The following is a 20,977-nucleotide window of genomic DNA, read 5'->3' on the forward strand; positions in this document are numbered from 1 at the left end:
CAGCAGCGACGAAGCAACAGCAACAGGAGATGATCATGCAACACCAGATCGTATCACGAGAACAATGGCTCGAAGCGCGCACTGCACTGCTCGAAAAAGAAAAAGCCTTTACCAAAGCGCAAGAGCGCATGAGTGCGGAAAAACGCGCGCTGCCTTGGGTAAAAATCGAAAAGGATTATGTCTTTGATAGCCCTTCAGGAAAGGTAACGCTCTCTGATTTGTTCAACGGACACAGCCAGCTTTTCATCAAGCATTTCATGTTGGCACCCGGTCAGGAAAAACCATGTTTCGGTTGCGGCCTCGTTGTAGATCACGTGGAAGGCATTTTACGGCATTTGGCAAATAATGACGTGTCTTATGTCGCCATTGCGCGGGCGCCAATTGCTGAAATCGAAGCTGCCCGTAAATCCATGGGCTGGAACTTTCCCTGGGTGTCGTCTTTCAATAACGACTTCAACTATGATTTTGACGTGTCATTTACTGCGGAGGAAAGAGAGAAAGGCACGGCATTCTACAATTATGAATATGGCGACCCGGGGATCGACGATTTGTCGGGCGGCAGCGTGTTCTACAAGGATGAAGACGGCCAGATCTATCATACCTATTCAGCATTTGGCCGCGGTGATGAGCAATTCCTTGGTGTCTACGCCTATTTCGACATCATGCCAAAGGGCCGCAATGAAAATGGTCCGCATTTCAATCTTGGCGATTGGGCGCGGCTGAAAAACACCAATGGCCGGACCAGCAATCCGCCGGCGCCAATCCACGAGCAAGCCGCTGCATGCGCTTGTTCGACACATAGCTGACTTTGCACCATGTGCTGCACACTCATTGCACTGTGCATCGCAATGGCAACCGCAACCCGGGCGAGTTTGAAAAACATTCTCGCCCGGCGGCTGCGCCTCCTTGCCTATGCCATCGCGTCCATCACCGTGATTGTGGGCTCAGCTTTCGCGGCAGAGCATGTCCGGCACTATTTCAACAGGGCCGCCAATAATGAGCGTTCTGTACTGGCTGAAATTCTCGCGCAGCCCATTTGCAGCGGCGTGCCAGCAAATGGAGCCAAACCCATCCAGCTAACTGATGCGAGCTATAAAAAATCCTCCGGACAATGAAAATCGCTTGAGTTTCTTCGATATGGTTGGTTAAATCATTCACATGGTTCGCTGATCAAGCGCCAAAACCCTCCCCCCCCAAATTCCCTTAAAGCTAGTGGCGTTCCGCGTCTGCTGTTCGTAAATCTATGAAGCTGATAGCCGTGAGCGCGCGTCAGCAGGAGCTATCCATGCACATTCTAAATGAAAGGTTTGTCGTCCTCACAGGCGGCCCGGGCTCAGGAAAAACAACTCTCATTGAAGAGCTGAAACAACGCGGTCACGCTGCCTCGGTCGAAGCTGGGCGAGCGATTATCCAGCAGCAAACAAGCATTGAAGGACCAGCGCTTCCTTGGAAAGACCCTGCCCTTTTCTCCGAACTGATGCTTTGTTGGGAACTGCGATCTTACGAGATTGCACAAGAAGTAGATGGGATGATCTTTTTCGATCGCGGCATCCCGGACATCGCAGGATATCTGCAACTATCGCAGCTTGCGGTGCCCGCACATGTTCAAAACGCTGCCGAACAATACCGGTATAACCCGCTGGCTTTCATACTGTCCCCTTGGGAAGAGATCTTTGAGCAAGATAGGGAACGCAAACAAACATTTGCGGAGGCTGTCCGGACCTATCATGCCATGGTGAAAGCCTATGGGCATTTTGGCTATGACCTGATCGAAGTGCCTCGATTGCCAGCCAGTCACCGGGCCGACTTTATCCTTGAGCACCTATCATGAAAAAGGCCCGGATTTGCATCCCGGCCTTTTTGCAGATCTGAAACTCAGAATTACTCGGCAGCAGCACCGACTTCAACAGGACGGCGGCCGATCGTCAGTTGTGTGACGGCGAAAGCTATCACGGCGCACATGGCAATACCGGCGGCCATCGGCAGTGGCTTGCCTGTAAAGAAAAGCGCCGCAACAATCATGGCGATGATCGATATCACGAACTGCAAAGTACCCAACAGAGCCGACGCGGAACCGGCAATTTCTCCGTGCTCTTCCAATGCAAGAACACCGGTTGTCGGGATAACAAGGCCGAGGAAGCCATAGCCGACAAAGAGGAATGCAGCCAGAACCGGCAATTGATCAAAGCCGGCGCCCATGACAACAACCATGGCGGCCAATGTTATGCCAAAGCCCGTAACTGCCATACGCATGACACGCACCAGACCAAAGCGACTGCCAAGCCAACCGGTCAATTGCGACACGGTGAAAAACGAAACCGCGTTGATCGAGAAAGCAATACTATATTGCGTTGGTGTCAGGCCGTAGTGGTCAATCAAGACAAAAGGCGAATTGGCAAGATAGACGAGGAAGCTCGCAATGCCAAAACCGCCAATCATCGACAAGACCATAAAGTTGCGATCACGCAGCAGAATTCCGTAAGCAGTAAGCGCACTGCGCAAGCTACTTTCCGCACGCGCTTCCTTTGGCCGGGTTTCTTCAAGCTGTGTTGACAGCAAAACCAGACCGATAAGGGCGGCAATCATTACGGCCCAGAATACGCCGCGCCATCCAAAAAAGTGAATAACCGCACTGCCTGTCAACGGCGCTAGAATAGGAGAAATGCTGAACACCAGCATCAGCAGCGACATAAGGCGGGCGGCCTGAACACCAGTATGCATATCACGTACAACAGCGCGTGGAATGACCATACCTGCTGCACCGCCAATTCCCTGCAGGAAGCGGAATGCGACCAGCGTCTCAATATTTGTTGCCAGGGCGCAGCCAATGCTGGCTACCGTAAACAGACCGATCCCCATATAGAGAGGTAGCTTGCGACCCCACATATCCGAGAGCGGACCATAGACGATCTGGAAGAGGGCAAAGGACAGGAAAAAGGCCAAAAGACTCATTTGCACGGCATTTTCACCCGCCGCCAGATCGGCACCGATGAATGGAAGCGCAGGCAAATACATATCGATCGCAAAAGGACCGATGGCCGACAGCAATCCAAGGATGATTGCATAACGTAGGAAGGAGGACTTCATGGTGATGCTCTTTCAAGCAATCGCGGCACAGGAGCGCGTTGCATTTACGAATTGAACGGTCTTGATAGAGCAGGGCCGTCTCAATTTGATGAAACACCCTGCCCTATCCGAAATTTCTTCGCAGCTACCCCCGGACAGCCAGAAATCCGGTTTTGGGCACTGCGCTAAACATGAAGGCGTCTGCTTGGGAGGAGCATGGCGCTCATGGAAAATACTGCGTCAATATATTTGGACACAGGTGTAAAATTAGACACTATTGTCTAACACGTCAAGACGCATTATCTTGGGCCTATGAAAAATCACGCGATGGCTTTAAGCCGACCATCAACTGCACGCAAAGACACCGGTCCCACACAACGCGGTCAATGTTCAAAACGTGTGTCTATTCTGAATGCCGCAGCAAATGTTTTTTGCCGGGAAGGCTTTTCCGGAGCCAGTATTGATGAAATTGCCATTGAAGCATGCGTCTCGCGCCAGACAATATATAACCACTACCGCGAAAAAGAAACGCTGTTTGTCGCAGTGATCGAAGATGTTATGGAGCGGGCAAACGCCACGCTTTTCTCTACACTTTCGACCTTTCCCGACAAGCCCGATCATCTGCAACAAGATTTGGCCGATTTCGCCATAAGGCTGACAAAAAATTGCCTGTGCAACGATGACGGAAAGTTCCTACGCAGGCTTGTCCAGTCCGAGGGCGAGAGATATCCGCATTTGTTCGAAGGATGGCGCCAGCACGGTCCATGCAAAATAAGCACGACGCTTGGCGCGCTGTTTGCAAAGCTCGCCCACAAGGGTGCATTGCGAATCGATGATTTTGACCTTGCCGCCCGCCAATTTCTGGCGCTGGTGAATGCCGATCTTCAAATGATTTATCTGTTTGGTGGCAAACCGACAGAAGAAGAACTGCAGACCGCTGCCAAAAATGCCGTTGAAACTTTCTTGCGAGCCTATGGTCCGCGTGTACAGGAAACCAGCAGCCAACCGGCTCCTGTCCTGATGGCTGTCAGCTGACTTCCACATTTGAATTGCGAAAGCGTCTACCAGCAAAGTACAATTTGCTCATTTATTGTGGTCCTTGGTTGTCTGACGCCAAGCCGCTGTAAAATTTGCCGCAAATACTCTTGATAATGCGCTTCACAGACATCGATATCCTGTTTGCTGGATATATTTGCACCCATTGCTGACAATCGGTCGCAAATGCATTAGCGATGCGCCATAATGGTCGGATACGATTTCTATCTCCGCTTGACAGGCAGGGGGGAATCCATGGGATAAGAGTGCATGCCACAAGATATGATCCGTTACGATATACTTGCCCAGGAAGCGCTTCGCGGCGTTATCCGTAAAGTGCTAGGCGAAGTTGCCAAAGCAGGCCTGCCGGGCAACCATCATTTTTTCGTCACCTTTTTGACCGGCGCACCCGGCGTGCGTATTTCGACGCGGCTTCACGAAAAATATCCGGAACAGATGACGATTGTCCTTCAACATCAATTCTGGGACATGCAGGTCACAGACACCCATCTTGAAGTCGGCCTATCGTTTGGCGATGTGCCGGAGAAACTCGTCGTGCCATTCTCCGCGATTCGCGGTTTCTATGACCCTTCTGTAAACTTCGAGCTGGAGTTCGATGTGGAGGTTGAAGAAACCGTTGGCGACAATGACCAAGGTATCACCAGCATAGCGCCAACCGACATTGCTGACGGTCCCAAGCTCGCTTCGACCAGCGCCAAGCCAAAGCCTCCGGCAAAATCCGCCAAGAAACCGGCCAAGCCATCCGGAAAGTCGGAAGCGGCAGCCGATGCAAGCTCAGACGATAATGGCGAGAAAGCTTCTGCTTCGGTGGTATCGCTCGACTCCTTCCGCAAGAAGAAATAACGACCTCCATGGCCGAAATCGTCAACCTGCGGCAGGTCAGGAAACGCAAAGCCAAAGATGCTGAAGAACAGGTTGCGGCTCAGAACCGCATCTTGTTCGGGCGCACCAAGACTGAGAAGAAGTTCGAAACTGCATTAACCGCTAAAGCAGAGCGGTTTTTGGACGATAGCCGGCTGGAAAAGCCCTTGGACGACAAGTGAGTCTTGTCCAGAAGCGCTCGGTGACAATTCACGGGCACCGCACCAGCTTTTCGCTCGAAGATCCCTTTTATGAAATTATCACCTCCATTGCACAAACCCGCCAAATGACGCTGGCGGCACTTATCGCACAGGTCGACAAAGATCGGGATCGCGACTCCAGCCTTTCATCCGCATTGCGATTATACGTATTGGCTTGGGTGCAAAGTGGCGGCATGTCTACGCAAAAATAATTCCGGCATCATGTAGGATTGGTCAGTCTTCCTTCGTCTTTCAGGCAGTTCAAATTGTAATGAAAGGGAATGACATGCCAATCAAACAAAAAATTACTCCATGCTTGTGGTTCGAAGGCAATGCCGAAGAAGCGATGGAGTTCTATTTTTCCATCTTTGAAAATGGAAAGATTCTGGAAAAGAGCTATTGGGGCAAAGGCGGCATGGGACCGGAAGGGTCTTTGCTGACCGCTCGATTTGAAATCGCCGGTCAGGAATATCTGGCACTGAATGGCGGTCCGGAATTCAAATTCAACGAGGCCATCTCTCTTATAATCGATTGCGGATCCCAGGCTGAAATAGATGAGCTCACCGAGAAGTTAACTGCAAATGGCGGTGAAATCGGCCCATGCGGCTGGGTAAAGGACAAGTTTGGCCTGTCATGGCAGATCGTGCCTTCGGTGCTTGGTCAAATGATGCAAGACAAGGACCAGACAAAGGTTGACCGCCTTTTGGGAGCACTCCTGCAAATGCACAAGCTCGACATCAGCAAGCTGGAAGCGGCTTTTAGGGGCGAGTAAAGATCACTGCGGAACGGCATTCGGCTCGATGGTTTGCAAAAACTCATCGAGCGACTGCCGGTCAATGGCGCCTTGCGGCTGCGCTGGCGGAGGGGCGGCAGGTGGATTCTCAAGAGCTTTGCGCGCTGCTTCCTCGGCCGCTTTTCTTTCCGCCGCCTCGCGCGCTTCCTGCTCAACCTTGAGGCGCGCGACCCTCACCCGCTCTTCCGCAAGCGCCTGAAACAATTGCGTCTCGCGGCGCAAACGCTGCTTTTCCACCAGCGATGCCTGCAGTGTTTCCACCCGCTGCTGCTCGCGCTCCAGCGCGCGCTGGGTCAGGAACTGCTCAAGCGGTTGGCGATTAAAGGTGACCGCAGGGCCATGCCATGGGCCATCCAGCGTAAACTCGACTACGGGGTCAGCACCGACGACAACGGTCTTTCCGGGCTCAAATGTCAGTTTGCCTTGGGAAGCCACCATCATTTCCGGGAAATTTATCCGCAAATCAGCAAAAAGCCGGGCATCCCCATTGTTTAACTGGAATGTCGATGTGCGCGCCACTCCTCCAGCAATCGTATAGGGAATTTCAGAGGCAGTTGCCTTCAACGCTCCGGCATTCAGATATTTACCAATGATCGCATCGATGGTGGCGGTTGTAACGGGCCCTTCCATGGCGTCGACATCCGCCAAAATCGGCACCAACGCTGCCGGATTAAGCGCGTTGATCGTAAGATCGCTTACCGCCACGACTCCAGAGCCAGCGATGGATTTGACCAATTCTGCCATCGACGTGCCCGTTGCATTGACGGACGCCGAAATTTTTGCCTTGCCTTGAACAGCAGCAATACCCGTTTCCGGCTGATAGAGTTCGTCAATGCCCGCTTGATCAAGCGTGAACTGGCCCGTCGCCAAGCCGGTACCGCTTGTATTGCGAAGCTCGAACATGCCAGCCAATTTGCCGCCGAAAAGGTTACCCTTGACATCATCAAGGCGCAAAGCACCGTCTTTCAGCGTAGCACTGGTTTGAAAATTGCCTATCTCGCCTATAATCCCCGTATCGGCAGTTTCTGCGCGCAATTTGAGGTCAAAGCCCATCGGGAAAAGCGGGCTGGCAAGAAATGGTTGTTGCGGCCACTGCGACTTGCCATCGCCATCCGTACTGCCTGTGCCAAGAACAAATTGCGTGACGGCATCAAGATTAATCTGAGCGAGCGTGAGATCGCCTTGCGCATTTGGCACGCCATTGTCGAGCACGAAGCCGATGTGCCCTCCAATTTTTGTGTCGTTCACCTGCCCGCTCAGATCGGGCAGCATGAGTTTGCCATTGTTAAGGGAAAAGCTGCTGGCTGCATCAATCGGCGTGCCGTTCCCGAAGCCTGGCACCGAATAGCCTGCCGTTGCGAGATAGGCATCGATATCGCTGCTCTTGAGCGATGCCCGTCCCTCCCCGTTCAGGCTACCATCCGCATAGCGGAAACTACCATCCAGTAATGCGCGACCGTCCGGCGCTTTCAAAGCGAGCTGCGTCTGAAATCCGGCATTCTGGTTTCCTTTAAGGGCGATATCGGCTTCCAACTCTCCGGCAAGACCAAGCGGCAATGCTGGCAAGCCAATAAAGGCCATCAGCCCTTCGGCATGATCGGTACGCGCATTCATGGTCAGTTCGAGTGTGCGCAATTGCTCCTCATTCATGGTGCTTGTGCCGGAAAGAGTGATGTTCATCCCACCCGACTTTCCCGCGGCACTCAAGGAAAACTCATTTGTTCCAGACTTTCCATGCAGCGTATTGGCGAGGACACTCATCTGCGTATCCTCGAAAAGACCTGGGAAGCGTGATGACCGCTCCTTCATGGCAACGAGAAACGGGAAGTCCGGGAAACGCTGTGCAAGCGCATCGACAAAGGGCGCCATGTCATCCGACAGCAATGTTGCGTCAACCGACCCTGATGGCTCCGTCTTGAAGGGCTCCAGCTTGCCGGTGGCGGTGATCGTGGTGCCAGCGACACTGCCAATAGTCAGGCGATCAATATCGAACACACCTTCCCGCAGACGGAACGCCGTATCCACCGTTTCAGCGACAAATCCGCCATGGGCGACCGGTCCCGCTTTCAGGTCAACATCAAGGTCCTGCCCGTTTAATATTGCGGAACTGCCATTTGATGCATTGCTGCTGAACAATGCCGCGAAAGCCTCCAGCGCATCTGCATCGAGCGCCCCGCCTTCCAGTTTCAATTGCGTCAGCGGCAGTGAATCGCCCTTGGCGCTACGAACCAGCGTTCCCTTCAACGAGGCACCGCCGAGCGCAAGCTCAAGATTATCGACCTTCTGCAATTCATCATGCAGACTCACATCGCCGGAGAAACCGGCACCGCGAATACGGCGAATGGAATCGTCCACTGTGTTTGTCAGCCAGACGGCAAGTCCGGAAGGTTGGCGCGATGCGACAAGCAATTTGCCATCGAAGCCGAAATTATCGCCAACCTGCAAGACGCCTTTTGCTTCAAATTGCGTACGTCCTGGCAATTCCGCCTTGAGCTGATTTATTACCCAATTACCGGCTGCGGGTGCTGCATCAATCGTTACCGAACGAATTGTCGTATCGCCGGCAACGATAGCAGGCAGTTTCAAATCTATTCTTCCGGGCATGGTCGGCACAGGAAGCTGATCCATCAAACGCCGGAATATACCAAGGCGCTGAGCCGCGGTTTCAGGGTTTGCTTTGGCGTTTGCCTGCTCTGCCTCCTGATTGCCGAATGTTACTTGCTGACCATCGGCTTTCACCTCAAATCGCGGATTATCGCCATAGTCAAAATGGGCGTTGCCATTGACCACATAGGGGTCCGCCACCGGCCCCTGCTCCATATGAAACTCCGGTATGGTTATCCTGGCATGATCGGCTTCAAATTGTCCGGACAGGCGAAGACTGGAGAGCAGCGGCTTGTCTGCCGATCCTGCTTTTCCTTCTGATTTATCAGCGACTTCGTCGCGAGAACGAATGTCGATGCGGCCGGCATATTTCAACGCACCCTGATCGAGCGTTATCTGGCCGTCCGTTTCCATCGCAGCCGGAATATTGTCCGGAATGACACGCGCGTGCATTTGCAACGATCCGTCCGGTTTCAATGCGCCGGTCGAAGAGGAAACGGAGATTTTTTTGCCGTTGAAGAACAAGTTCCCGTCGAATTTCCATGGCCCGGAAAGATCGTCAGCAGACATGGTGGCATTCAAATCGGAGATTGAGCGCGTTGTCCCCGTCGAAGCATCGCGAATGATCAGCGAACCACTGTTGATCCGCAAATTCTCCAGCTTGACCTGCGTTTTCTGGAAAGGAGTGCGCGGCCGGATTGCCCAATCGACTACGCCCCCTTCACTTATCCGCACTGTCGCAGCCGGTTTTTCCAGCCGCATGTCAAATATGAGAATCTCACCGCGCAGAAAGGGAGCAAGCTCGGCATCCATGGAGAATTTCTCGATGGTCATTACCGGTTCAACGCCCGGGTCACCGACACGAACATCCGAAAAGGTAACGGATGGGAACGGCAAAAGCCGCGCACTCGCGCTTCCGGCAACAGTCACGGGACGGCCAAGCAATGTGGATGCTTCACGTTCGAACGAAGAGCGATAGCCGGCCCAGTCGACGAAATATGGCACAACCAGCGCTGCGGTCAGCAGCAGTACCAACAATCCACCGATGAAAACAAACAAACGTGCCAGTGTCTTACTCCGATAGGTTCGCGCCAATCACCATAGAAACGACTTTATGGCAGTGCCGAGACATGACCGTTTCTATGCGCGATTTGCAATGCTTACACCATGCTTTAACACCCGGAATCAAAATGCGAACCTAAAGGCGTAAGATCTTGCCGGGATTCATGATATTCCCCGGATCGATAGCCCGCTTGATCGTTTCCATGACATCAACGGCACCGCCGAGTTCAGCGCGAAGAAATTTTATCTTCCCCTGCCCGATCCCATGTTCGCCGGTGCACGTTCCATCCATCGCGATAGCACGAAGATTGAGGCGCTCCACAAATGCCTCCACATTTTCGATTTCAGCTGGATTCTTCTCATCGAAAAGCACAAGAACATGGAAATTGCCATCACCAGCATGACCGACGATAGGTGCAATCAAGCCGCTCTTCTCAATATCCTTTTCGGTTTCGACGATGCATTCGGCCAGACGAGAAATTGGCACGCAGACATCAGTGGACAGCGATTGCTTGCCGGGCGCCAATGTCATGCAGGCAAAGTAGGAATTATGCCGGGCGGCCCAAAGTTTTTCCCGCTCCTCAACATTGGCAGTCCACTTGAATTCGCCGCCGCCATTGGCAGCTGCAATCTCTCCGAACAACTCCGCCTGCTCCGCCACACTCGTCTCGCTGCCGTGAAACTCTAGGAACAGATAAGGCGCAGGATCATAATCCAGCTTGGAGTAGGCAATCATTGCCGTCATTTCGAGCTCATTGACAAGTTCGATGCGCGCAACGGGAATGCCCATCTGGATCGTCTCAATAACCGTATTGCAGGCGCTTTCCAGATCAGGAAAAGCGCAAATGCCGCCCGAAATGGCCTGTGGGATGCCGTATAATTTCAACGTCAGCTCAACGATAATACCAAGCGTTCCCTCAGAACCAATCAAAAGCCTCGTCAGATCGTAACCCGCCGAAGTCTTTTTCACCCGCTTCGACGTTGTAATAAGCCTGCCGTCCGGCATCACGGCCTTAAGAGCCAAGACATTTTCCCGCATCGTACCGTAGCGGACAGCGTTTGTTCCTGACGCGCGGGTTGCAGCCATGCCCCCAAGGCTCGCATTTGCACCAGGATCAATAGGAAAGAACAGACCAGTATCACGCAGATATTCGTTCAACTCCTTGCGTGTGACGCCCGGCTCTATAACGACATTCAAATCGTCATTATAGACTTTGAGAATACGGTTCATCCGCGAAAGATCGATTGATATGCCACCGGCCGGCGCATTCACCTGGCCTTCGAGCGAAGTTCCAGTTCCAAATGCGATAACAGGCACCTGCCATTCGCCGCAGAGGCGGACGACCTCCTGCACGTCTTCGATAGACTCGGCAAATACAACCAGATCAGGTGCCTGATTAGGCACATAGCTTGTGGTATGGGCGTGCTGCTCGCGAATGGATTTTCCGCCTTGGGCATTATCGCCGAAGCGCTTTTTGAGGATGGATACTACGGTTGCAATACCGTTTTCGTTGCGCAGCAATGCACCTGCGTCTGCCAATGCCATTCCAGTTTCCAGCCTTTTGTTGGATTCTCTTCAGAATGGTATTTTTAGGCAATACACGGGCCTTGTCTAGTTGTAACTCTGCGTTACACGAAAGGCCGCAGGCGTCAGTTCTTCCGCGCCTTAATCTTCGTCGTCATCATCATCATCATCATCATCGTCTTCACCAGGTGACCAGTCGGTTACTGCAACGAAGCGTTCCTGCTCACCAGTTTTTTCAAAAACACTGCCAACGGGCGAATCCAGAAGAGGAATAATACTCGGATCATAGTTTGCGATGGTATTAACGTCGAAGATGCCACTATTCTCGGGATCTTCCATATAGTCGTCGCTCTCAAAGCCGGAGAGGAAGCGCCAACCGCTATCAAGATCATTATCAGGATCTTCGCGATACATGAAACGCACTGGATAGCCGTCAATCGTTATCGTGTCAGTCGCAATGCAACCACCATAATTGCGTATCAGTGGCCGTATTTCTTCCTTGGTGAGTCGGTAACTTTTATCCATAGCCGATTTTAGTTGATCGTCATGGACTTGGCTAGCTTCCGGAAGCGGTCGGCATATTTGCTCTTTTCCGTAGCATTGACGATGAGGATGGCGCGCACATAGCGATTGGTTTCAAACCGCGCGATCTGGGCCACGTAAAGCGCATCGCCGCTGGCGGAATCTGTCGCTGTTCCATCGATTTCGATCCATTCCGCGCCATCGACCTCGCTGCTTGTCTCGTTATCGGACTGGACATCCTTGATTCCGGTTAGCGATGCGAAGGCCTTTTTCGAAAACTCCAGCCGCGTGGCGGCCTCAGGCGCTGTATTCAGGTTTGAAGCAATAATCACCATTGGTTGCATCGAGTTGATGGCAACATCATTCGGCCCCTCGGTCAAAAGCAAGGTGGCTCCGGCAATAACACGCACGGGACGAAAACCGGACGTATCTGCAACTTTGAAGGGCAAAGACGCAATCTGGTCCGGCAAGCTTGCGGGCGCGCGAACAACCAACGTGCGCAGAGCTTTTTCCACATCGGCATCCGACAACGCACCTTTGGCACCGTCCGGTATCTGGACCGTCACCATTGCAGTTGTGCTTTCGGCACCGACAAGCACAATCCACTTGCGATATTTGACGCCAGCTGCAACCTGACTGGCGCGGATCAGTTTTGAAACAACAGCGCCCTGCACCGACCATTCCTCAGGCCCGGATATGGTTTCTATACCCGTAGCCAGTAGGCCTTCCCGATTAAACCCCGCAGCGATTGTGGCATAGGCATCAACGGGAAGTTCGGTCACGACGATAGATGTGCCCTTGGCTGGGTCTTCGAAACCGCTGAAACTGGAAGATGGTACCAAACCGGCTGGCGGAACCAAGCCAATACCTGATCCACTTGGAAAAACCGCTTCTTGCGCAAATCCGGGTTGGGCGATCACCAACAAAACAAACAAGAGGCCGAAGACCCGTCCAACAAACTGCATTTATCAAATCCTGTTTTATTAACGCACAAATAGTAAGCACAGAACGATCCGGCAAGCGATTGGTTTCGCAAGTCCGGTCGACCATTCGTACAGCTGCGTTGAATTGCTCTCAGCTCAAATTCTTCTTGAAAAACTCAACCGTGCGGCTCCATGCAAGATCGGCAGTCTTCTTGTCGTAGCGCGCAGCAGAAGTGTCGTTGTTAAAAGCATGGTTCGCACCTTCATAGACATGAATCTCAAAGGTCTTTCCATTGGCTTCAAGCGCTTTCCTGTAATCCTCAATTCCGGCATTAATCCGTGAATCGAGACCCGCATATTGCAAAAGCAGGGGGGCTTTGATCTTTGCCACGTCTTCCGATTTTGGCTGACGACCATAATAGGCTACGCCTGCCCCAAGCTGTGGCGCATTGACAGCAAGATCGTTGACCATGCCACCTCCCCAGCAGAAACCAACAGCGCCAACCTTGCCATTCGATGATTTGATTTTGGCAAGATAGTCCAGAGAGGCGACGCCCTCTGCAATCGCGGTTTTTGAATCGAGCGCGCTTATCATGCCACGGGCTTTTTCCTCGTCCTCGGGCGTCCCGCCCGCTGATGACAGAAGATCCGGCGCCATTGCCACAAAACCTTCAAGGGCCATACGCCGGGCAACGTCGCGAATATGGCCGTTTAACCCGCGATTCTCGTGGATGACGACAACTGCTGGAAGCTTACCAGACGCATCGGCAGGAACAGCCAGATAGGCCTTGATATCGCCGGAAGGCCCTGCAAATACGAGATCTTTGGTGAAGAGCCGTTTGTCTTCCGGTGAGATGATTGCAGCCTGAGCAGAATTTGCTGCGAGCATGGGAGCAATAACTGCCGCAGCAGCGCCCGAACCTGCAAGCTTTGTGAGCTTGTCCATGAAAGAGCGGCGGTCGAGCGTCAGGTGAGTATACTCATCAAACGCGTCGACCATCGCCTGTGTAATATTCGGATGCTTTGTTGGTTCGCTCATTTTACAATCCTTTTAGAGGAAATGAGCCGCCCTCCTCCAATCAAGTCCTGACACGATGCGACAGGATGCCGGTAGAAAGAGCAACACCAAGTCCCGTGATAATTGCTGCCGCAATTTCCCAGACACCGAGCGCCTCGTCAAGGAAGATGGAGCCACCCACAGCAGCAAGCACCGGAGTGAGCGCGCTGAACGCGGCAGCCTGACTGCCACCAAGCGAGCGAACGGCTATTCCGTAGGCAAGCATAGCAGCCAGCCCGGAGAGCACACCCTGGCTCAAAAACTGCAAGCCGATTTCAGACAGCGGTACATCCATGATCGTTGTGCCGAAAAAAGCAGCCAGCACCAGATGGATGATGAATGACCAGACAGCAATCAAAGCGCCACCCTGTAGAGCAGTCAGACCTGAACGCTTGAAAGCGTGGGTATAACCAGCCCATAGCAATGCGCCGAATGGCAGAAACACAAAGCTCATCCATGAAATCTGATGGCTGCCGATGGCTAGCGTCAGCAGAATGGCAAGCCCGGCAACAATGGCAGCAAGGCCAAGCCAGCGTGCAGCATCCGGGCGTTCGCCGAACAGGACAACCCCGATCAGTGCGGCTGCAAGGGGCATTGAACCGCCGAGCAGCACGCCTACGGCGGCGGCGGGCGTCGAATGAATGGCGAAGGTGGTGATCTGGAAGAACAATACGCCCGCGCCACAAACCATGATTGCGAGCAACGCCAAGGGAACATTGCGGGGCAGCAAGCCCGTCTTCAGCCAGACCGGCGCCAGCACCAGCGCGGGAAGACCGTAACGAATGAGCCCAAGATCGATAGTACCAAGATGCGTACCGCTGGAATGGCGGGTGGCAATGATCCACGTTGCCCAGATGAAGACCGTAACCAAAGCGCCGGCATAACCGGGAGCCAGAGAGGCAGATTTGTTGATTTCGGGTGAGATCGCAACCATTGAAATATCCTTTCAGATTAGTCTGAATGTGTTTCCATGGGAGTAATATAGAGCGAATGCCTCTGGCATGTCCTTGCAAGTTGATGCCACTTAGCCTATGATTTCAGCTACTTTCGATAAGATTTAACCTTGTTAAAGGCAGAATATGCCAAATCTTGATAAATTCGATATTGGTATTCTTGAGGCACTGCAAGGTGATGCACGGGCCACAAATGTCGAGATTGCAGAAAAGGTGAATCTGTCACCTTCTCCTTGCCTGCGGCGCATCCGAAATCTGGAAAAGTCCGGCGTCATTCGAGGTTACCGCGCCGATATTGATCGCAAGGAAGTCGGGCTTGGACTGACCGTCTTCGTGGAAATAAAGGTGGGACAGCACAGCAAGGCAAACTCCGAACTTCAGCAAGCGGCTTTGATCGCCATGCCGGAAGTGACCGGCGCGTTCCTTATTTCAGGAACCGCGGATTTTCTTGCTGAGGTGGTGGTGGAAGACCTTTCCGCCTATGAGCGGTTTCTTACGGAAAAACTGCTGGTCCTGCCCGGCATATCGGACATTCGCTCAAACTTTGCCATTCGCACAATCAAGACCAACAGTCCCTTGAAACTACCGCAGCGCTGAATCAGGATTCGCAGAAGGTAATCCGATTGCTGAACGGGTCAGTAACGGTGACTTCTCGTCCCCAGGGTGCTTCTTCAAGACCAGGTTTCATGAAACGGTAGTCTTGGGAATGCAGTTCCTTATGGAAAGCCTCAATGCCTGTCATGCGGACATAGACCCGCGCGCCGGGGCTGGCATCACCTGAATGCTCGCTAAGATGCAGTGTCAGATCGGAACGTGATACCTGACAATAAAGCGGAAAATTGTCTCCAAACCGATGCTCCCAATCGAGCGTGAAGCCAAGAAAATCGAGATAGAATTCCCGGGCTTTAGAAACATCAAAGATACGGAGGATGGGATTGGCAGGTCCGAACGAGATACCTTCTTTCGCGGCTGGTTCATCGGCAATTTTGGCCGCAAGCACATTCCAACTATCGAAACCGAAACCGGCTGCGACGAGTTCAAGCCCCTCACCGTGAGAAATTTTGATATTCTTTTCGTCCAGAGCGTTGCGCAGCGATTTGGCAATAGCCTTGGCGTCATTGAAAGTACGCATAATCATTCCTTCGTCGTCGGTGAATCTGGAAAGTCAGTGCTCGCATTGCCGACCAGTTCACCTTTCAAAGGATGAAGCCAAGCTTATTTATTCGATACATTCACCGTAACCCGAAGGCCGCGAGCGGCTGGCTGTATCAGCCGCTTGCAGCAATATTCCTGCTTCGGATTACCGTCAATCTTATTTTGGCAGAGTATAGGCGATGACATAATCCCCCGGCTTTGTGCCGACCGAACCATGGCCACCCGCAACGATGACCACATATTGCTTGCCATCATCCAAGGAGAAGGTCATCGGCGTTGACTGGCCACCGGCAGGAAGGCGAGCCTCCCAAAGCTGCTTGCCATCAGTCACGTTATAGGCGCGCAGATAATCATCAACCGCGGCCCCGAGAAACGCAACGCCACCGGCTGTGATGATCGGACCGCCAATGCCCGGCACCCCAACCTTGAATGGCAATGGCACTGGCGAGGAATCCCGCACAGTGCCATTGCGGTGCTTCCAAGCGATCTTGCCCGTGCGCAGATCGGCACCGGCGACATAGCCCCATGGCGGCGACTGGCAAGGCAGGCCAAGCGGTGAAACAAATGGACCCATCACCACAGCGTAAGGAGCGCCCTCATTGCGGTTAAGCCCCTGCTCGCTGCCCTTGGTGCCAACGCCGGGCGGAGGCACATCGGCGCGTGGCACAAGACGCGAGGTAAAGGCAAGATATGTCGGCATGCCAAACATGATCTGCCGTTCCGGGTCAACTGCGACGCCGCCCCAGTTGAACACGCCAAAATTACCCGGATAGACGAGTGATCCTTGCAATGATGGCGGAGTATAGCGCCCTTCATAGCGCAATTTCAGGAATTCGATCCGGCAGACGAGCTGGTCGAACATAGACACGCCCCACATATCCTTGCCCGTCAAAGGTGGCGGCGAGAATGTCAGGTCCGAAATCGGCTGCGTGGGAGAGGTAAAGTCACCCTCGATAGCGCCTGTCGGCGCGGGAATTTCCTTGATCGGAATGATCGGCTCGCCCGTACGGCGGTCGAGAACATAGAGATCGCCCTGCTTGGTTGGTCCTACCAGTCCCGGCACTGTGCCATTGACCGTATTGATATCAACTAGCGTTGGTTGTGCAGGAACATCCATGTCCCAAAGATCATGATGGACAGTCTGGCGCACCCAGCGCATCTGACCGGTATTAAGATCAAGCGCAACGATTGAGGACGAGAATTTCTCCACATTTGCGGAGCGCCCAGCACCAAGCTGGTCAGGTGTCTGATTTCCAAGAGGTACATAGATCAGACCAAGCTTTTCATCGGCACTGGAAACAGACCAGCTATTGGGAGAATTATGCGTGTAGGTCTGTCCATCCGGCAAAGGTGTCGTTACATCCGGATTGCCGGAATCCCAGTTCCACACAAGCGCGCCAGTATTGATATCGAAAGCGCGGATGACACCGGACTGTTCCTTCGTCGAATAATTATCATTGACCGCGCCACCGATTATGATCTTTCCCGCCGCAACAACGGGCGGCGATGTGGAATAGTAATAGCCTGCGGGGTTATAGGGCATGCCTTTTTCAAGATGCAGCGTGCCTTTGTCAGCAAAGGACGAGCAAATCTGGCCATTGGCCGCATCAAGCGCAATCAAACGCGCGTCGGACGTCGGCAGATAGACGCGTTCGGCACAAGGCTTGCCTGGTGTGGCAGCAGGATCGGCATAATAGGAAACGCCCCGGCAGGTCTGATGTTGACGATCGGGATTCATGCCGGAATTGGAATCAAACTTCCACTTTTCCTTGCCTGTTGCCGCATCAAGCGCGATGGCCCAATTGTGCGGCGTGCAGATGAAAAGTGTACCGCGAACCTTGAGCGGCGTGACCTGATAAGTGGTCTCGCCAACATCCTCCGGCAACTTGACGTCGCCAGTCTGATAGGTCCAGGCGACTTGCAGCTTGTCAACGTTTTCGGTGGTGATCTGCTTCAACGGTGAATAACGCTGACCATAGGGCGTACGCCCATATTGGTGCCAATCGCCCTCCGGCATATTGCCGCCCAGATCGACAGTATCCGAGACAATTTCCCTGCTCAATTCACCCGTAATTTGCAACGGATCCTGGGTCATCGAATAGCCTGCAACAACCAGCGCCACAACAACAGCAACGGACAACGACAGAGCCGGAACAGCGGAGGAAGAACCAGCACCGCTTGCAGATGAATTCAAGCCCCGCCTGATCCATGGTGTGAGCAGCCACAGCCCAAGGATCATGATGACGCCGCCGCGTGGCGCAAGCTGCCACCAGTCGAAGCCGATTTCCCAAATGGCCCAGCCAAGCGTTCCTACCACCAGCAGAGCATAAAGCAGCAGAGCGGATGACCGCCTACGGAAGAGCAGAAAAGCAACCACAAGGAACGCAAGCGCAGCAATGATATAATACCAACTGCCGCCCAGGACAGCGAGCCATACACCGCCGACGCCAAGAGCCGCGCCAATGAGAAGGAAAACGAGTGCCGTGAGAGTGATTGCCATGAGGAAAGTCCCTTTCCGATCTCAATCAAAACCAGATGATCCTGACATGAGGCGACGAATGTTGCCATCGGCTGTCAAAACCTTGAAGTCACGAGTCATTAATCAAAATGGGTAGGCTCATAAATCGAGTGACGCAATATCCTGACTTGATATTTCAACCGCCCACTTCAATTGAAAGTGGGGGGCTAATTGCAATTGTTCTCTTTTTGTATCGCATTTTTCTGGTTTTTCGGTACCGAATCACTACATTGGGTTCAAATGTCTGGATTACCTGACGATATTCCGTTTTTCGACGAACCTGATGCGCCCCGCCAGCCTTCGGGCATAGCTGCACGCGCCATGCAGGCGCGTAGTGCACCACCTTATCTCAATGGACTTAACCCCGAACAGCGACTGGCGGTTGAAACCACCGAAGGGCCTGTACTCGTTCTGGCTGGTGCTGGCACTGGCAAAACACGGGTTCTGACTTCCCGTATTGCGCATATCCTTTCGCTCGGCAAAGCTTGGCCAAGCCAGATACTCGCCGTCACCTTCACTAATAAAGCAGCACGCGAGATGAAGGAGCGCATTGGCGTCCTCGTCGGCGGTGCTGTCGAAGGCATGCCATGGCTCGGCACGTTCCACTCCATCGGCGTCAAGCTATTGCGCCGCCATGCGGAGCTCGTGGGGTTGCGCTCCGATTTCACCATTCTTGATACGGATGATGTCATAAGGCTGATCAAGCAGATCATTCAGGCGGAAGGGCTGGATGACAAGCGCTGGCCCGCCAAGCAATTTGCGCTGATGATTGATGGCTGGAAGAACAAAGGGCTTGGACCCTCCGAAATTGCTGAAGGCGATGCCCGGTCGTTTGCCAATGGTAAGGGCCGCGAACTTTACACCGCCTACCAGAACCGTCTGAAAACATTGAATGCCTGCGATTTTGGCGATTTGCTATGCCATCCAATCCGGATGTTCCGTGCCTATCCCGACATCCTCAAGGAATATCACGCCAAGTTCCGCTATATTCTCGTCGACGAGTATCAAGACACCAATACCGCGCAATATATGTGGCTGCGCCTGATCGCGCAGGGTTCGAAGAATGTCTGCTGTGTCGGCGATGATGACCAGTCGATCTATGGCTGGCGCGGGGCAGAGGTAGACAATATTCTACGCTTCGAAAAGGATTTCCCGGGCGCAGTCGTGATCCGGTTGGAGCGCAATTATCGCTCTACCGCGCATATTCTTGGCACCGCATCACATCTCATTTCCCATAATGAGGGACGGCTTGGCAAAACGCTTTTCACCGATGCCCCAAACCCGGAAGATGCCAAGGTCAATGTGCATGCCGGCTGGGATTCCGAGGAAGAGGCTCGGGCAGTCGGCGAAGAGATCGAACAAGCGCAGCGCAAAGGCCACAATCTCAATGATATTGCCATTCTTGTGCGCGCTTCCTTTCAGATGCGCGAGTTTGAAGACCGCTTTGTCACGCTAGGTCTGAATTACCGCGTTGTCGGTGGTCCACGCTTTTACGAGCGCATGGAAATACGCGATGCGCTGGCCTATTTCCGCGTTGTTGCGCAGGGTTCCGACGATCTGGCGCTGGAGCGCATTATCAATAATCCCAAGCGCGGTCTTGGCGAAGCTGCAATCCGGCAGGTGCATGATTATGCCCGCGCCAAGGACATCGGCATGCTTGATGCAGCCGCAGATCTTGTTGAAACTGAGGAGTTGAAGCCCAAGCCGCGCTCGGCTTTACGCGAAGTGGTGGAAAACTTCCGGCGTTGGCAGTCACAAATTGATTCCGTACCCCACACGGAACTGGCGGAAAAGATTCTCGACGAATCCGGTTATACCGCGATGTGGCAGGCAGACCGCTCAGCCGAAGCACCGGGTCGCCTCGAAAACCTTAAAGAGCTTATCCGCTCTATGGAAGAATATGAATCACTGCGCTCTTTCCTTGAGCATGTCGCGCTGGTCATGGATGCTGAGCAGAACGAAAATCTTGATGCTGTAAACATCATGACGCTGCACTCGGCAAAGGGGCTGGAATTTGAAACGGTCATTCTTCCCGGCTGGGAGGAGGGTCTGTTTCCGCATCAGCGTGCGCTGGATGAAGGGGGACGCTCCGGGCTGGAAGAAGAGCGCCGTCTTGCCTATGTCGGCCTGACGCGCGCCAAGAAAAACCTGCATATCTGGTTTGTTTCCAACCGCCGTATCCATGGTCTGTGGCAATCCACCATCCCTTCCCGCTTCCTTGAAGAACTCCCCGAAGCGCATGTTGAAGTAATCGCCGGTGGCGATAGCTATGGTGGATATGGCGGGCGCGGCGGCTACGGCCAATCGCGCTTTGATCGCGCCGATCCTTTTGAAAACAGCTACTCAACGCCCGGTTGGCAAAGAGCCCAGCAAAACCGTTCTGACGCCACACGCAATAATTGGGGCTCGCGCTCGGGCGCACGTGTGGAGCGAATAGGCTATGGCGAGACGGATTCCGGCCATGGCGCAGGGCGCGGCTCGGTTAAAGGACGCATGATTGATGGTGAACTCGTCGCCAAATCCGTCAGTGAAACGCCATCAAATTTCGATGTTGGCGACCGTGTATTCCATATCAAATTCGGTAATGGCAATGTCTCATCCATCGAAGGCAACAAGCTGACGATCGACTTCGACAAGGCCGGACAAAAACGCGTGCTGGATAGTTTCGTGAAGGGGATTTGA

19 protein-coding genes are annotated in these 20,977 nt (G+C 53.3%); 10 read left to right on the forward strand and 9 right to left on the reverse strand.

Annotated features, from left to right (window positions below):
* Nucleotides 1–35 precede the first annotated feature (35 nt).
* The 3 genes from AC6CHM_RS06075 to AC6CHM_RS06085 all read left to right on the forward strand — a co-directional run bounded on the left by AC6CHM_RS06075 (nucleotide 36) and on the right by AC6CHM_RS06085 (nucleotide 1,831).
* Nucleotides 36–806, forward strand: a complete 771-nt coding sequence (locus AC6CHM_RS06075; RefSeq protein ID WP_115052589.1) for a DUF899 family protein — start codon at nucleotides 36–38, stop codon at nucleotides 804–806.
* Between the two features lie 42 nt (nucleotides 807–848).
* Nucleotides 849–1,115, forward strand: coding sequence for a hypothetical protein (locus AC6CHM_RS06080; protein WP_307279082.1), 267 nt, complete (start codon nucleotides 849–851; stop codon nucleotides 1,113–1,115).
* A gap of 170 nt (nucleotides 1,116–1,285) precedes the next feature.
* Nucleotides 1,286–1,831: an AAA family ATPase gene (locus AC6CHM_RS06085; RefSeq protein ID WP_498172387.1), complete on the forward strand. Its 546-nt coding sequence runs from the start codon at nucleotides 1,286–1,288 to the stop codon at nucleotides 1,829–1,831.
* A 50-nt stretch (nucleotides 1,832–1,881) separates the two neighbouring features.
* Here the strand turns inward: AC6CHM_RS06085 and AC6CHM_RS06090 are convergent, their stop codons facing one another.
* Nucleotides 1,882–3,087 (reverse strand): Bcr/CflA family efflux MFS transporter, encoded by a 1,206-nt coding sequence (locus AC6CHM_RS06090; RefSeq protein WP_115052587.1) that lies wholly within the window; start codon nucleotides 3,085–3,087, stop codon nucleotides 1,882–1,884.
* Nucleotides 3,088–3,393: 306 nt separating this feature from the next.
* Between AC6CHM_RS06090 and AC6CHM_RS06095 the strand changes: the two genes are divergently transcribed.
* The 5 genes from AC6CHM_RS06095 (at nucleotide 3,394) to AC6CHM_RS06115 (ending at nucleotide 5,955) form a co-directional block, all read left to right on the forward strand.
* Complete coding sequence (locus AC6CHM_RS06095; RefSeq protein WP_498172389.1) at nucleotides 3,394–4,101, forward strand: TetR/AcrR family transcriptional regulator; 708 nt, start codon at nucleotides 3,394–3,396, stop codon at nucleotides 4,099–4,101.
* Nucleotides 4,102–4,371: 270 nt separating this feature from the next.
* Complete coding sequence (locus AC6CHM_RS06100) at nucleotides 4,372–4,965, forward strand: SspB family protein (RefSeq protein ID WP_336439802.1); 594 nt, start codon at nucleotides 4,372–4,374, stop codon at nucleotides 4,963–4,965.
* Nucleotides 4,966–4,973: 8 nt separating this feature from the next.
* A complete protein-coding gene (locus tag AC6CHM_RS06105; protein ID WP_115052584.1) occupies nucleotides 4,974–5,165 on the forward strand; it encodes a DUF4169 family protein in 192 nt (63 codons plus the stop codon).
* Nucleotides 5,162–5,395 (forward strand): ribbon-helix-helix domain-containing protein, encoded by a 234-nt coding sequence (locus AC6CHM_RS06110; protein ID WP_115052583.1) that lies wholly within the window; start codon nucleotides 5,162–5,164, stop codon nucleotides 5,393–5,395. The genes AC6CHM_RS06105 and AC6CHM_RS06110 overlap by 4 nt, the downstream gene beginning before the upstream one ends.
* Before the next feature lie 74 nt (nucleotides 5,396–5,469).
* The gene (locus AC6CHM_RS06115; RefSeq protein ID WP_115053247.1) at nucleotides 5,470–5,955 is read left to right on the forward strand and encodes a VOC family protein; all 486 of its coding nucleotides are present in this window, start codon (nucleotides 5,470–5,472) and stop codon (nucleotides 5,953–5,955) included.
* A 3-nt stretch (nucleotides 5,956–5,958) separates the two neighbouring features.
* Here AC6CHM_RS06115 and AC6CHM_RS06120 read toward each other — a convergent pair whose 3' ends face one another.
* From AC6CHM_RS06120 to AC6CHM_RS06145, 6 genes are all read right to left on the reverse strand, one after another.
* Complete coding sequence (locus tag AC6CHM_RS06120) at nucleotides 5,959–9,675, reverse strand: AsmA family protein (protein WP_498172391.1); 3,717 nt, start codon at nucleotides 9,673–9,675, stop codon at nucleotides 5,959–5,961.
* Between the two features lie 103 nt (nucleotides 9,676–9,778).
* On the reverse strand, nucleotides 9,779–11,188 hold the full coding sequence (locus AC6CHM_RS06125; RefSeq protein WP_115052581.1) for an FAD-binding oxidoreductase: 1,410 nt from the start codon (nucleotides 11,186–11,188) through the stop codon (nucleotides 9,779–9,781).
* Between the two features lie 120 nt (nucleotides 11,189–11,308).
* A complete protein-coding gene (locus tag AC6CHM_RS06130; RefSeq protein ID WP_498172392.1) occupies nucleotides 11,309–11,692 on the reverse strand; it encodes a DUF2185 domain-containing protein in 384 nt (127 codons plus the stop codon).
* Nucleotides 11,693–11,700: 8 nt separating this feature from the next.
* Entirely contained in the window at nucleotides 11,701–12,654 is a 954-nt protein-coding gene (locus AC6CHM_RS06135; RefSeq protein WP_115052579.1) for a hypothetical protein, read from the reverse strand.
* 109 nt (nucleotides 12,655–12,763) lie between these two features.
* The gene (locus AC6CHM_RS06140) at nucleotides 12,764–13,651 is read right to left on the reverse strand and encodes a dienelactone hydrolase family protein (RefSeq protein WP_336439798.1); all 888 of its coding nucleotides are present in this window, start codon (nucleotides 13,649–13,651) and stop codon (nucleotides 12,764–12,766) included.
* A gap of 40 nt (nucleotides 13,652–13,691) precedes the next feature.
* Entirely contained in the window at nucleotides 13,692–14,603 is a 912-nt protein-coding gene (locus AC6CHM_RS06145) for a DMT family transporter (RefSeq protein WP_498172394.1), read from the reverse strand.
* Between the two features lie 145 nt (nucleotides 14,604–14,748).
* On the opposite strand from AC6CHM_RS06145, the gene AC6CHM_RS06150 reads away from it, so the two are divergent.
* Nucleotides 14,749–15,219 carry an Lrp/AsnC family transcriptional regulator gene (locus AC6CHM_RS06150; RefSeq protein ID WP_115052576.1) on the forward strand — a complete coding sequence of 157 codons (471 nt, stop codon included), beginning with the start codon at nucleotides 14,749–14,751 and terminating at the stop codon, nucleotides 15,217–15,219.
* A 1-nt stretch (nucleotide 15,220) separates the two neighbouring features.
* On the opposite strand, the gene AC6CHM_RS06155 is transcribed toward AC6CHM_RS06150, so the two are convergent.
* Both AC6CHM_RS06155 and AC6CHM_RS06160 read right to left on the reverse strand, forming a co-directional pair.
* Nucleotides 15,221–15,754, reverse strand: coding sequence for a glyoxalase superfamily protein (locus AC6CHM_RS06155; protein WP_498172395.1), 534 nt, complete (start codon nucleotides 15,752–15,754; stop codon nucleotides 15,221–15,223).
* A 180-nt stretch (nucleotides 15,755–15,934) separates the two neighbouring features.
* On the reverse strand, nucleotides 15,935–18,277 hold the full coding sequence (locus tag AC6CHM_RS06160) for a glucose/quinate/shikimate family membrane-bound PQQ-dependent dehydrogenase (RefSeq protein ID WP_498172396.1): 2,343 nt from the start codon (nucleotides 18,275–18,277) through the stop codon (nucleotides 15,935–15,937).
* Between the two features lie 258 nt (nucleotides 18,278–18,535).
* On the opposite strand from AC6CHM_RS06160, the gene AC6CHM_RS06165 reads away from it, so the two are divergent.
* On the forward strand, nucleotides 18,536–20,977 hold the full coding sequence (locus tag AC6CHM_RS06165; protein ID WP_115053246.1) for an ATP-dependent helicase: 2,442 nt from the start codon (nucleotides 18,536–18,538) through the stop codon (nucleotides 20,975–20,977).

Source organism: Phyllobacterium sp. GQ127, assembly GCF_059758635.1.